Source organism: Candidatus Neomarinimicrobiota bacterium (genome assembly GCA_030743815.1).
Taxonomy (GTDB): Bacteria; Fidelibacterota; Marinisomatia; order Marinisomatales; family S15-B10; genus UBA2146.
Genome location: JASLRT010000033.1, coordinates 1 through 12,596, shown reverse-complemented (window position 1 = coordinate 12,596; position 12,596 = coordinate 1). Strand labels below are relative to the sequence as shown.

Genomic DNA, 12,596 nt, shown 5'->3' with positions numbered 1-12,596 from the left:
AACGATATCAAACGAGTCCTCGCTTATTCTACCTTAAGCCAGCTCGGCTATATGATTATGGCCATAGGTGTCGGAGCTTATGTAGTTGGCTTCTTCCATTTGGTGACGCACGCTGCATTCAAGGCAGGACTGTTTCTCTGCAGCGGCAGCGTCATTCACGCCATGCATCACGCTTATGATGAACTTAATGACCATGAGTCTGATCCCCAGGATATGCGCAATATGGGCGGCTTGAAAGGGGGGATGAAAACAACCTATTGGAGCATGGTTATCTGCACGGTGGCCCTTGCTGGAATCCCCTTCACATCAGGATTTCTTTCCAAGGATGCCATCCTTGCGGGAACACTTGCTTTCTCCTCGCACCATCCACAGCACTTCCTCCTTGCTGTATTCGGTTTTGGTGCAGCCCTTTTGACAGCTTTTTACATGTTCAGGCTTATCTTCATGACTTTCCACGGCAAAGCCGCCCGGGAGGAGGTCAGCCATTACATTCACGAATCGCCAGCTGTCATGACAACGCCTCTGATTATTCTGGCGACGCTATCGATCTTTCTCTTCTATACACTACCGCATCTGAATCCATTTTCCGATGCGGGGTGGTTTACAGAATTAGTCGTAGCGCGGGATTCTGTCGTTCCGGGAGGTGCAAACCCGTCCGCCCATGAAATCGCCGAAGGGATGCACCATGCTCACAATCTGGCTATGGCTCTTTCTATTCTGGTGGCCCTCTCGGGCATTGCACTCGCTGTTGTTATCTATCTCAAGAAACAACTCTCTGCCGAACGGTTGGCGGAACGGCTTGCCCTACCGTATAAACTGTCTTTCAACAAATTCTTCATCGATGAGATATATCAGAAATTGCTTATCGGTCCTACAGTTGTTTTCTCCAAGATTATCGGATTCATCGATTGGGACTTGTATGACAGATATATCATTAACGGCATCGGCAGGGTCACTGAAAGGCTCTCCAGGCTTGTGGGAATCCGGTGGGATTACGATGTGCTCGATCAGCGGATAGTTGATGGTGTCGGGGATTCTACCCTGTTCTTCGGCCGGACGCTGCGCCTGATTCAGACGGGAAAAGTGCAGAACTATCTGGTATGGGTTTTGGGAGGAATTATCCTCATTTTTGTCTTTCAAGTGATGTAGACAAGGAAGGAATCTGAAAGTATGGATTGGAACATTTTAAGCTGGACTGTCTGGATGCCGGTGATCGGCATGATCGCCATTACGCTCATTCCTCGTGAAAAGGAGAATGTGATCAAGATTATTGCCGCGGTTGCTACCGGTCTGCAGCTGTGGCTGGCAATTTTGCTCTGGATGCAGTTTGATCGCAACAGCAGTGGTTTTCAATTTCAGGAACATCTGAGTTGGATTCCGTCGTTCAATATCTCCTATTTTCTCGGTGTGGACGGCCTCAGTCTGCCGATGGTTTTCCTAACGGCGTTGCTTTCCTTCCTCTGCATCTTCGTCAGCTGGAACATCGGCAAGGCGGTGAAGGGGTATTTTGCCCTCTTTCTCATGCTTGATGCGGGCATGATGGGTGTATTTCTCTCCCTCGATTTCTTTCTGTTTTACATCTTCTGGGAGGTGGTGCTTCTCCCCATGTACTTCCTTATCGGAATGTGGGGCGGGTCCCAGCGCGAATACGCGGCTATTAAGTTTTTTCTGTATACACTGGCAGGTTCTGTCCTCATGCTGATCGCCATCTTGGCGCTCTATTTTGCTTGTGGTCGGACGTTCAATATGGTAGAACTGATGGCAGTAGCTCCAACAGCCCTGGGGACGCTTTCGTGGTGGGGCTTCAGTGGTCTGAAGGTAGTATGGATAATGCTGTTCATCGCTTTTGCTATTAAAGTACCCGTCTTTCCGTTTCACACGTGGTTGCCGTTGGCTCATGTGGAAGCGCCCACGGCCGTCTCCGTCATCCTGGCGGGTGTCCTTCTAAAGATGGGGACCTACGGAATGCTCAGAATCAGCTATCCAATGATCCCGGATGGCGCGGTCTGGTTTGCTACGGCGCTGGCGGTTCTGGCTTTGATCAACATTATCTGGGGCGCCCTGTGTGCGCTGGCTCAGACAGACCTGAAGAAAATGGTGGCATACTCAAGTATTAACCATATGGGTTACGTAATGCTGGGAATGGCTGCCGTTGTGGCCGCGGGGGCCAGGTATGATGGCAACGTTGCAGCGGCCCAGGCGGGAATGAACGGAGCCGTTCTTCAAATGTTCAATCACGGCACTATTACAGCCATGTTGTTTATCCTGGTGGGTGTTGTATATGACCGCGCCCACCACCGCAACATCGACGGATTCGGCGGACTTGCAACACAGATGCCCATCTATGCCGGGATTGTGGCTGTCGCCTGGTTTGCCGGTCTCGGATTGCCCGGCCTTTCAGGATTCATCAGCGAAGCGCTCTGCTTCATAGGTGCCTTTCCCGTTTACAAAACTATTGTTATTGCATCTACAATTGGTATTCTTCTCAACGCTTCCTACTTCCTATGGTCGTATCAGCGCATCTTCCTGGGCAAGTTGAATGAGAAGTATGCCGACATGCCGGAGATTAACGGCAGGGAGATATTCACACTCGTTCCCCTTGCAAGTATAGTCATCTTATTGGGCATTTATCCGACACCGGTCCTAAACGTAATGAAGGTGACCATGGCTAATCTCATCAGTATCGTTCAGCAAAGTTCTCTACTGGCTCTCTTCTAAGGACTTATGGACAATTTCCAGAGCGTAGCCTATTTCGTGCCTGAACTGATTGTTGTGGCGACGATAATGATAGCCGTTCTCGCCGATCTGTTCTATTCAAAAGATCAATCCCGCAATGTGGGATACTGGGTACTGGGTGGCCTGGTGGTGGCTCTTACCGCTCTCTGGCTGTCACCAGCGGATGAGGTGAACAGTCTGTTTCTGAACTCAATTGCCCTCGACCCGTTTTCCCGAATCTTCAAATTTATTTTCCTGATCGCTACAGTTATTGTCATCTTGATGTCAATGCAGACGGATGAACTGTCACAGGTGAGAACAGGAGAATACTTTACTCTGCTGGCGGTGATGGTGCTGGGCATGTCGCTCATGGCTTCCAGCGTTGATCTCATCATGGTCTACCTCTCGATTGAAGTGGTGAGTATCGTTTCATTTATCCTGGCGGGATTCCTGAAGAGTCAGGTGAGATCCAATGAGGCGGCGCTTAAGTACGTCATTTACGGAGCGTTCTCCTCCGGGCTGATGCTATACGGCCTCAGTCTGTTGTACGGTCTAACGGGGACTACGAAAGTATTCGAGATAGCGGACGCTTTGGCGCTGGCTGGAGATGAGGCTACTCTCACGCTCACTACCGCTTCAATCCTCATCATGGCTGGATTCGGCTACAAGATTTCGGCCGTCCCTTTTCATTTCTGGACGCCTGATGTCTACGAGGGGGCGCCGACCCCTATCACCGCTTACCTCTCTGTGGCGCCGAAGGCCGCCGGCTTCGCTCTGCTGGTCAGATTTTTCAATTCACTACTGGGTGTGGGAGATTCACTTAATATGGCGGTGTGGCAGATGATGGAAGGGATACCGTGGCAGCACCTGATCATGGTCATCTCCGCCATCACCATGACCCTCGGCAACCTGGTGGCGATCCAGCAGGATAATATCAAACGCATGCTTGCCTATTCCAGCATTGCCCACGCCGGTTATATCCTCATGGCGGTACCGGTTCTATCACAGGATGGGGTCTATGCCATAATCTTTTACATCGTTGTCTATCTGTTCATGCAGCTTGGTGCTTTCCTGATAGCAATTATTGTCTCTAATAAGTTCGGTACTGAACTCATCGACGAATACAGCGGTATCGGTTTCAAGTCTCCATTTCTTGCGGGCTTGATGGCACTCTTTCTGTTTTCCCTCACAGGGATACCACCCACAGCCGGTTTCATCGGCAAATTCTATCTCTTCGCTGCCCTCATTAAGGCAGGACCCCAGTTTTATTGGCTTGCCGTTCTGGGAGTACTTAACAGTGTCGTCTCATTGTATTACTATATGAGGGTGATGAAAAAGATGTACTTCGAGGGTGAGACTCAGACTGAGCTGTACTTTCCACCCAGGCTTTCAGCCGTACTGCTCGTAGGCTTGGGTATCCCCACGCTACTTTTTGGTATATACTGGGCTCCGGTTGCGGACTGGGTCCACAATTCCTTGATGTTCTTTGTAGTGAGGATGTAAATTTTCCCCACTCTCGAGCAACTTAGATTTGGCGAGTCGGGAGGGGACATGAGCATCTTCGAGAAAGCCGTCTAAACCCTTAGTCATGATTGAGAACTATTTACCGATCCTTGTAGTTTTTATCCTCGCTGCCGGATTCGGCATCGTCACCCTTGTTCTAACGCATCTTATCGGTCCGAGGATTAAGGATCCTGTCAAGCTGATGCCCTATGAATCAGGGGTCGATCCGATAGGTGAAACGCGCATCCGTTTCTCAGTAAAATATTTCATCATTGCTCTCCTGTTCATCATCTTCGATATAGAAATAGTTTTTCTTTACCCGTGGGCTGTCGTATACAGACAGTTTTTATCGAGCGGTTCTTTCATCTTCTTTGAGATGGTGGTGTTCCTGGCTATTCTGACGTTCGGCTATCTTTTCGTCTGGAAGAAGGGCGCTTTGGAGTGGGAATGAGCCAAGTGCGGCTTGCAGGGGGAAGCGATGAATCTGAGAGAAAAACGGTGCTTGTGCTGGACTTGCGGCTTAACAGTGGAAATCTGTAATACGCAATCCCCAATCCTCACTCACGATGTCTGAGCGGGATTTGAAATCCAACATCCTGACCACGACAGTGGAGAGTGCGATCAACTGGGGCCGCAAGAATTCGCTCTGGCCCATGCCTTTTGGTACCGCCTGTTGCGGAATCGAATTTATGGCGGTACTAGCCGCTCGAACGGATATGGCCCGCTTCGGAGCTGAAGCCATTAGATTCTCTCCACGACAGTCCGATCTCCTCATCGTTGCCGGGCGGATTTCTATCAAAATGATGCCTGTTCTTACCCGGATTTACGAACAGATGCCTGAACCGAAGTGGGTTATCTCCATGGGGGCTTGCGCCTCCAGCGGCGGTGTCTTCGATACTTACAGCGTCATCCAGGGAATAGACCAGTTCATCCCTGTGGACATGTATGTTCCCGGATGCCCTCCTCGGCCCGAAGGTGTTGTGGACGGCCTGATGAAACTGCAGCGGCTGGTGGAGAAGGAGCGGATATCTGACTATTCGGTGCCGGCGGTGGAATAGATGACGCTGGAGAAAATCCTCAAATCTGTAAGAGACGAGATTTCCGATTCTCTGCTTGAAGTTTCCGAGGTGGGCGGTGAGGCGGTACTCCATATCAAAGGAGAGAGTATTCTTCCCGTCCTGCGAATTCTGCGCGACGCTGAATTCAACTTTCTCTCCGATATCACGGCGGTGGATAACCTTACGCTCGGCGGCCATGAGCGCTTCGCTGTTGTCTATCATCTGCTTTCGCATTCAAAGATAGAAAGGGTGGTGGTGAAGGCTTATGTGGCGCAGGATAATCCTGTCATACCTTCGGCGGAATCGCTCTGGAAAACGGCAGACTGGCAAGAAAGAGAAGTTTTTGACCTTTATGGTATCAAATTCGAAGAACATCCCAACCTCATCAGAATTTTAAATCCAGATGACTATAAAGATCATCCGCTGCGGAAAGATTACCCGCGGGTCGGTAGGGGGGAGAGAAGAGATTTTCGGATCGTCGAAAGGCGATGGGGGAGTAAAGCAGAGTGATAATGCACTATGGTTGATACAACTGGGAAATCTTTAGAGACAGAGAAGATGGTCCTCAATTTCGGCCCGTCCCATCCTGCCACGCACGGAACTTTAAGGGTCATCATGGAGCTTGACGGTGAGATGGTAATAAAATGTACTCCGGAAATCGGCTATCTCCATTCCGGTTTTGAAAAACTTGGAGAAGATCTCAATTTTAACCAGTACATCACTATTACAGACAGGATGAACTATCTTTCGCCGCTGTGCAACAACGTGGCTTATGCTCTCTCAGCTGAAAAGCTGATGGAAATCGAGGTGCCAAAGCGGGCACAGGTCATTCGCGTCCTCATGTGCGAACTGAGCCGTATAGCAGATCACCTGCTGGCCATCGGTATGCAGGCGGTAGATATCGGCGCTTTCACCGTTTTCTTGTATGGTTTCCGTCTGAGGGAAGAGATATACGACCTCTTCGAGATGGCGACGGGTACCCGCCTTACCACAAGCTACACCCGCGTTGGTGGTCTCATGCGTGACATACCCGAAAATTTTGACAAAGCAGTTACAAAAGTCCTTGATCAAGTGGACGGGGTGGTGAACGATATTGAAACCCTCCTGAACAGGAACCGCATCTGGCACAACCGGACAAAAGATGTGGGCGTAATCTCCAAGGACGATGCTATTTCTTACGGTCTGAGCGGTCCTATGGCGAGAGCTTCCGGCATAGATTGGGACATTCGTGTCAAGGAACCCTATTCCAGCTATAACGACTTCGATTTTGATGTTATCATTGCGTTGAACGGCGATGTGTTCGACCGCTATCTGGTGCGGATGGCAGAGATTCGGCAGAGTACAAATATCTGCCGTCAAGCTATCGAACAAATGCCTTCCGGTGATATCAACATTGATCCTGACCATAAGTTTACGCTTCCCCCGAAGGATGAGGTCTACAATTCCATCGAGGGACTTATTCACCATTTTGAGATTACCATGCCGAACCGCGGAATGGAACCGCCTGTGGGGGAATCCTATGTGGCGACAGAAGCGCCCAATGGTGAACTGGGATACTACATCGTGAGTGATGGGGGGCGAACTCCGTACCGCGTTAGAACAAGACCGCCATCCTTCATCAACTATTCGATTTTTCCCCATATTATGAAGGACCAGATGCTTTCAGACGCTGTGGCGATATTAGGGAGTATGAATATCATCGCGGGGGAATTAGATAGGTGAGCAACAATAATTCTCACAAAGATTCGTTTGAATATGTCAATCCTGAATTGGTTGAAAATATTCTATCCCAATATCCCGATAAGCGTTCGGCCACGCTGCCGCTTCTTCATCTGGCCCAGTCGCAGGAGGGATATGTCACTCAAGGAGCAATCGATGCCATCGCTGAGATCGTTGAAGCTCATCCGGGCGAGATTATGGATACCGTATCGTTCTACACCACGCTTTACACAAAGTCGCAGGGGAAATACGTCCTTCAGGTATGCCAGACGCTGTCTTGTAGCTTGAATGGCGCGGATGAACTGGTCGACCATGTATGCGGAAAATACGGCATCGCTGTAGGGGAGACGACGGCCGATGAGAAATTTACCCTGATGAAAGTGGAGTGTCTCGGATCGTGCGGTACTGCTCCCGTTGTTCAAATCAATACCGATTATTATGAAGGGCTGTCATTAGAAGATTTTGACCAACTTCTGGAGACTTTACCTTGACTCAATTTAAGCCTGTTCTCACAGCCCATATCCACCGAGAAGATTCGCATACATTGGCTGGATATCGAAGCGTGGGAGGATACCGCTCTCTTGAGAAGACCCTGACCAGTATGTCTCGTGCCGAAGTGATCGAGGAGACGAAGAAGTCTAATCTGAAGGGTCGCGGCGGTGCCGGTTTTCCCGCGGGGGTCAAATGGGATTTCATTCCGAAAGATTCAGATAAACCGACTTACTTGATCTGCAATGCTGATGAGAGCGAGCCGGGCACCTTCAAAGATCGACTCCTCATGAATGAGACGCCACATCTGATGCTGGAAGGAATCGTCATCGCTTCCTACGCGATCAATTGTCACCGCGCCTTTATCTACATCCGCGGCGAATTTTACAATGAGTATCAGGTTTTGCAAAATGCCGTTACGGAGGCCTACGCAGCCAACCTTTTGGGTGATGACATTTTGGGGTCGGGGTATGATCTTGAAGTCGTCATCCACCGCGGTGCCGGTGCTTACATCTGTGGCGAAGAGACAGGACTCATCGAATCTCTGGAGGGGAAGCGAGGATGCCCGCGCATCAAGCCGCCGTTTCCGGCAATTGAGGGCTATCTTAAAAGTCCCACCATTGTCAATAATGTGGAGACTCTGTGCAATCTGCCCTCTATCTTTGAAAGGGGAGCCGACTGGTACCGATCTATCGGTCCTGAGAACGGTCCCGGTCCAAAATTGTTCTGTCTGTCCGGACGGGTCAACAAACCTGGTGTGTATGAAGAGGCGATGGGTATCCCACTGCAAGAACTTATCCACGAGAGAGCCGGGGGTGTTAAGGACGGCAAGCGATTGAAGGCTGTCTTTCCCGGAGGTTCTTCTTCCGCGCTGCTCACAGCCGAAGAGTGTGAAGACGTCACTATGGATTTCGACGCACTTGCGGCCAAGAAAAGTATGCTCGGTTCGGCCGCGGTGATCGTCATGGATGAGACAGTGGATATGGTACGGGCGTGTCTCAATATCGCCAGGTTTTACGCCCACGAATCATGCGGACAGTGTACTCCTTGCCGGGAAGGGACAAGCTGGATGGTGAAGATACTGATGCGGCTATACCGGGGAGCAGGTACACGCAAAGACATTGATATGCTGCTGCAAATTACAGATAATATTGGCGGACTGATTGACTTATCGAAGGGGAGCTTCGGCAAGACGGTCTGTCCATTCGGAGAGGCAGTGGCGTGGCCAGTAAGAAGTTTCGTTGAAAAGTTTGAAGATGAGTTTGTCGCTTATCTTCCTGTTGCGAAGGTGGTGGCCTGATGCCATTTGTGAAAATAGACAACGCTGAATTCGAAGTGGAAGTCGGAACAACAGTTTTGGAAGCAGCCAAGGCAGAGGGGATCGAGATTCCACACTACTGTTATCATCCCGCTCTCGAAATAGTGGGAAGTTGCCGTATGTGCATGGTTCAGATCGAGGGGATGCCGAAGCTTCAGGTTGCGTGTAACACGACTATCGGTAACACACCGCCCGACAGGAAGATCGCTGGTAAGTATGATATGGTGGTCCACACACAGAGTGATATTGTGAAACAGGAGAGAAAAAACATTCTGGAGTTTCTCTTACTCAATCACCCTCTCGATTGTCCTGTCTGCGATCAGGCAGGAGAGTGTGACCTCCAAGACTATACCTTCAAGTACGGCAATTCTCACAGTCGATTTGAAGAAGATAAACGTGTCAGTCCGGGAGAAAATCTCGGCTCAGGAGTTGTGATTAACCGTAACCGCTGTATCATGTGTACCCGCTGCGTCAGGTTTACACGTCAGATCTCCGGTACAGGTGAACTGTTTGTGGAGAACAGGGGATATTCTTCCGAGATCGCCATTCTGGAAGAGAAGCCCCTGCATAATCTTATGGCGGGCAATGTGGTTGATATCTGCCCCGTAGGAGCCTTGCTGGGTACTGATTATATCCACACTAATCGTATCTGGAATCTTGAGCGGCAATCGTCCATATGCCAAGATTGTAGTACAGGGTGCAACATCTATGTCTATTATCAGGACGATCGGATCTTTAGGGTCAGTTCCAGGGAAAATCATGATGTGAACGGCTATTTCATGTGTGATATCGGTCGTTACGGTTTCCATCGCTTTGAAGAATGTGATCGCGTCACTTCACCGATGATCCGCAAGAACGATGAGTTGGTGGCCATTAGCTGGGAGGGCGCCTTAAAGGAGGTGCTGGATAATTTTACTAGAAAGAAGGGGGAAGATAAACCAATCGTTGGCGGAATCGTTTCACCGCTTCATACGAATGAGACAGTTTTCATGTTTGGCAGACTGATGAATAATATTTTCAAAGAGCGGGCAGTTGTTGGTGCTCTGCCTCCGATGGAGGAAGAAACGGATACGGTATTCGAGTCCGGTTTTCGCATCAGCCGCGACCGCTCCCCTAACTGGCGAGGTCTTAAGGATCTCTACCCAAGCGTTGCTGATGATTTTCTGACCAGGGCGAAAAAAGACAAAATCAGGCTGATGTATGCGCTGGATGATGGCGTAGACAGGGAGTTGACGCAGGAGTGGGATAAAGTGCTCAAGAAGATGGATTTCCTGACGGTTCAAACTTATGCCATGACCCCTTTAGCTCAGCTGGCGCATCTTATTCTTCCGGGGCCGGCGCCATTCGAGCGAGAGGGGACATTGACCAACGATAAGGGTCGGATCCAGTGGCTGATACCTTCCATGCCGCTGAAGGGAAAGGCGAGGCCGGATTGGGCAATCATCATGGAGGTGATGAATACGGTTGGCAAACGGGAACTTTCCTATTCCGGTGTGGGGGAAGTCTTGGCGGAGATGGGGAAGCGTTTTCCGGCTTATGAAGGTGTATCTCTGTTCCGACTCGGAGATTATGGACTCTCTACTAATGGCGAGGTGAAGGCGTCGTAATGGATTCTGTCACTTTCATCATCATTTGTGTCAAAGCTCTGGTGGTCTTTGGTGCAATAATGTTGACGGTCATGGTTATGACTCTGGCGGAAAGACGATTTTCCGCCTTTATGCAGAACAGGTTAGGGCCCAACCGGGTCGGGCCTAAGGGACTGCTCCAGCCTGTGGCTGACGGCATAAAATTCCTGATGAAAGAGGATGTCATCCCGGCCGGCGTGGACAAACCTATTTTTCTTCTTGCGCCGGTGATGCTTATCGTTCCCGCCCTGATGACTTTCGCCATTATCCCCTTTGGTTCAGAACTTCACCTTTTTGGACGGGTGATCCAGCTTCAAGTGGCAGATATCAATATTGGCATCCTCTATATCTTGGCGCTCACAAGCGTCGGCGTTTACGGTATCGTACTGGCGGGGTGGTCTTCCAACAGCAAATACCCTCTTCTCGGCGGCTTAAGGTCGTCGGCGCAATTGATCAGCTATGAGCTTGCTATGGGACTGGCCATTGTCAGCATTATCCTGTTGGCGGGTTCCCTCAGGCTCAATGATATTATCACTCAGCAACAGGGACATTTTCTGTCGTGGAACGTTTTCAAACAGCCACTAGCATTTCTAATCTTTGTGGTTGCTGTCTATGCGGAGACGAATCGACTACCGTTCGATCTGACGGAAGCTGAGCAGGAGCTGGTCGGGGGTTATCATACGGAATACAGTAGTCTCAAGTTTGCCATGTTCTACATGGCAGAATACGCCAACGTGATTACCGCCTCAGCGCTGACGGTGACCCTTTTCCTTGGGGGCTGGGATATTCCTCTGCTGAATGAAGCGGCGTTAGGAAATTTGGGTGTTCTGCTTTCTGTGATTGCTTTTGTAATCAAAACAGCGCTATTCCTATTTATCTTCATTTGGGTTCGCTGGACATTCCCAAGATTTCGCTACGATCAACTTATGAGATTGGGCTGGAAGGTGATGCTTCCACTGGCATTAGTAAATATTTTTCTAACCGCCGGATACCTGACCTTGACAGTCTAAACTGATGGCTACTATTGTTACATCATATGAACCGACCTTTTGGGATAAACTATATATCCCGGCTTTGCTGAACGGTCTGAAGGTGACTTTACGGCATTTTTTCCAGAAGAAAGTGACGATCCAGTATCCTGATACCAAGCACATCCCACCCGAAGGATACCGCGGTCTTCATCGTCTCAATAAGTGTCCCAATGGCAGAATCCGCTGTGTCGCCTGTGAAATGTGTGCCGCCGCCTGTCCTTCGCGATGTATCCATATCGTGCCAGGAGCATCCCCGTGGGAAGACGGCAAGGAGCGTTATCCGGTCCGTTTTGATATTGATCTTCTGAGGTGTATCTATTGCGGATTCTGTGAGCAAGCTTGCCCTGAACAGGCTATCGAACTGACGGAGATATATGACTTCTCGAATAGCAGCCGTGAAGGCCTGTGGATGAACAAAGACGGTCTGCTTGAAGTGTACGAAATGACAAAAAATGAAAATTACTATCAGAAGCAAAATCAGGCAAAGGAGCTGAGGAGCGGATGACAGGAAGTTTTTTCTTCTACTTTTTTGCAGCTGTTACTCTCACTTCGGCGCTGCTGGTGGTACTGAATCGAAACGCTGTCTATAGTGCCGTCCTGCTGGTTTTTTGTTTTTTTTCTCTGGCGGTGATATTCTTGCTGCTGGAGGCTTACTTTCTGGCCATCCTTGAAATTCTTATCTATGCAGGTGCTATTATGGTTCTCTTCCTATTCGTGATCATGCTCCTGAGCCTCGGGCGTGAGAAAGCTCAAGAACATTTCAGGTATTTACAGCGAGGGCTGTCACTTTTTCTTGTCATAGTGTTTTTCCTTGGTATTTTGCTCATTTTTCTGAGCGATTCAGGTATTTTGCATCAACCTCAAGGGACGTTTGTCGCCGGCGGGGTGAACGCACTGGGAGAAGCGCTCTTCACCAAATACCTATTACCCTTCGAAGTGGCTTCGCTGTTACTCCTTGTGGCTCTCATTGGCACAGTGTATCTGGCCAAGCGAAAGATATAATGATTGTACCTCTGGAACATGTCGTTACCCTGAGCCTAGCGCTCTTTACAGTGGGTGTGTTTGGAGTTCTTTTTCGCCGAAATGCCATCACGATCTTCATGTCCATCGAGCTAATGCTGAACGCGGTCAATCTGGC

General features: G+C 49.6%; 14 protein-coding genes. All 14 read left to right on the top strand.

Annotation, left to right across the window (positions count from 1 at the left end):
* The coding region (locus tag QF669_03100; protein ID MDP6456433.1) for a proton-conducting transporter membrane subunit at positions 1–1,149 on the top strand (1,149 nt) is incomplete at its 5' end.
* A gap of 21 nt (positions 1,150–1,170) precedes the next feature.
* Positions 1,171–2,718 carry an NADH-quinone oxidoreductase subunit M gene (locus QF669_03095; protein ID MDP6456432.1) on the top strand — a complete coding sequence of 516 codons (1,548 nt, stop codon included), beginning with the start codon at positions 1,171–1,173 and terminating at the stop codon, positions 2,716–2,718.
* Between the two features lie 6 nt (positions 2,719–2,724).
* Complete coding sequence (locus tag QF669_03090) at positions 2,725–4,218, top strand: NADH-quinone oxidoreductase subunit N (protein ID MDP6456431.1); 1,494 nt, start codon at positions 2,725–2,727, stop codon at positions 4,216–4,218.
* A gap of 85 nt (positions 4,219–4,303) precedes the next feature.
* The gene (gene ndhC, locus QF669_03085) at positions 4,304–4,669 is read left to right on the top strand and encodes an NADH-quinone oxidoreductase subunit A (protein MDP6456430.1); all 366 of its coding nucleotides are present in this window, start codon (positions 4,304–4,306) and stop codon (positions 4,667–4,669) included.
* Between the two features lie 115 nt (positions 4,670–4,784).
* Positions 4,785–5,276, top strand: coding sequence for an NADH-quinone oxidoreductase subunit B family protein (locus tag QF669_03080; GenBank protein MDP6456429.1), 492 nt, complete (start codon positions 4,785–4,787; stop codon positions 5,274–5,276).
* Positions 5,277–5,786, top strand: coding sequence for an NADH-quinone oxidoreductase subunit C (locus tag QF669_03075; protein ID MDP6456428.1), 510 nt, complete (start codon positions 5,277–5,279; stop codon positions 5,784–5,786). It abuts the gene before it with no gap.
* 9 nt (positions 5,787–5,795) lie between these two features.
* Entirely contained in the window at positions 5,796–6,998 is a 1,203-nt protein-coding gene (gene nuoD / locus QF669_03070) for an NADH dehydrogenase (quinone) subunit D (GenBank protein ID MDP6456427.1), read from the top strand.
* Positions 6,995–7,486: an NAD(P)H-dependent oxidoreductase subunit E gene (locus QF669_03065; GenBank protein MDP6456426.1), complete on the top strand. Its 492-nt coding sequence runs from the start codon at positions 6,995–6,997 to the stop codon at positions 7,484–7,486. Before nuoD ends, QF669_03065 begins: the two co-directional genes overlap by 4 nt.
* Positions 7,483–8,784 carry an NADH-quinone oxidoreductase subunit NuoF gene (gene nuoF, locus QF669_03060; protein ID MDP6456425.1) on the top strand — a complete coding sequence of 434 codons (1,302 nt, stop codon included), beginning with the start codon at positions 7,483–7,485 and terminating at the stop codon, positions 8,782–8,784. Before QF669_03065 ends, nuoF begins: the two co-directional genes overlap by 4 nt.
* Positions 8,784–10,409, top strand: a complete 1,626-nt coding sequence (locus QF669_03055; protein MDP6456424.1) for a molybdopterin-dependent oxidoreductase — start codon at positions 8,784–8,786, stop codon at positions 10,407–10,409. Before nuoF ends, QF669_03055 begins: the two co-directional genes overlap by 1 nt.
* Positions 10,409–11,437 (top strand): NADH-quinone oxidoreductase subunit NuoH, encoded by a 1,029-nt coding sequence (nuoH, locus tag QF669_03050; protein MDP6456423.1) that lies wholly within the window; start codon positions 10,409–10,411, stop codon positions 11,435–11,437. Before QF669_03055 ends, nuoH begins: the two co-directional genes overlap by 1 nt.
* A 4-nt stretch (positions 11,438–11,441) precedes the next feature.
* Positions 11,442–11,963 carry an NADH-quinone oxidoreductase subunit NuoI gene (gene nuoI, locus QF669_03045; protein MDP6456422.1) on the top strand — a complete coding sequence of 174 codons (522 nt, stop codon included), beginning with the start codon at positions 11,442–11,444 and terminating at the stop codon, positions 11,961–11,963.
* Positions 11,960–12,460 carry an NADH-quinone oxidoreductase subunit J gene (locus tag QF669_03040; protein ID MDP6456421.1) on the top strand — a complete coding sequence of 167 codons (501 nt, stop codon included), beginning with the start codon at positions 11,960–11,962 and terminating at the stop codon, positions 12,458–12,460. Before nuoI ends, QF669_03040 begins: the two co-directional genes overlap by 4 nt.
* Positions 12,460–12,596 (top strand): NADH-quinone oxidoreductase subunit K (locus QF669_03035; protein MDP6456420.1); only part of this gene is annotated, 137 nt, incomplete at its 3' end. The genes QF669_03040 and QF669_03035, both read left to right, overlap by 1 nt.

Excerpts from the sequence above, each read along its gene's own strand:
- nuoD (MDP6456427.1), top strand. The coding sequence starts at position 5,796 with ATGGTTGATACAACTGGGAAATCTTTAGAGACAGAGAAGATGGTCCTC.
- QF669_03090 (MDP6456431.1), top strand. The coding sequence starts at position 2,725 with ATGGACAATTTCCAGAGCGTAGCCTATTTCGTGCCTGAACTGATTGTT.
- ndhC (MDP6456430.1), top strand. The coding sequence starts at position 4,304 with ATGATTGAGAACTATTTACCGATCCTTGTAGTTTTTATCCTCGCTGCC.
- QF669_03040 (MDP6456421.1), top strand. The coding sequence starts at position 11,960 with ATGACAGGAAGTTTTTTCTTCTACTTTTTTGCAGCTGTTACTCTCACT.
- QF669_03095 (MDP6456432.1), top strand. The coding sequence starts at position 1,171 with ATGGATTGGAACATTTTAAGCTGGACTGTCTGGATGCCGGTGATCGGC.
- nuoH (MDP6456423.1), top strand. The coding sequence starts at position 10,409 with ATGGATTCTGTCACTTTCATCATCATTTGTGTCAAAGCTCTGGTGGTC.
- nuoI (MDP6456422.1), top strand. The coding sequence starts at position 11,442 with ATGGCTACTATTGTTACATCATATGAACCGACCTTTTGGGATAAACTA.
- QF669_03055 (MDP6456424.1), top strand. The coding sequence starts at position 8,784 with ATGCCATTTGTGAAAATAGACAACGCTGAATTCGAAGTGGAAGTCGGA.
- QF669_03080 (MDP6456429.1), top strand. The coding sequence starts at position 4,785 with ATGTCTGAGCGGGATTTGAAATCCAACATCCTGACCACGACAGTGGAG.
- QF669_03075 (MDP6456428.1), top strand. The coding sequence starts at position 5,277 with ATGACGCTGGAGAAAATCCTCAAATCTGTAAGAGACGAGATTTCCGAT.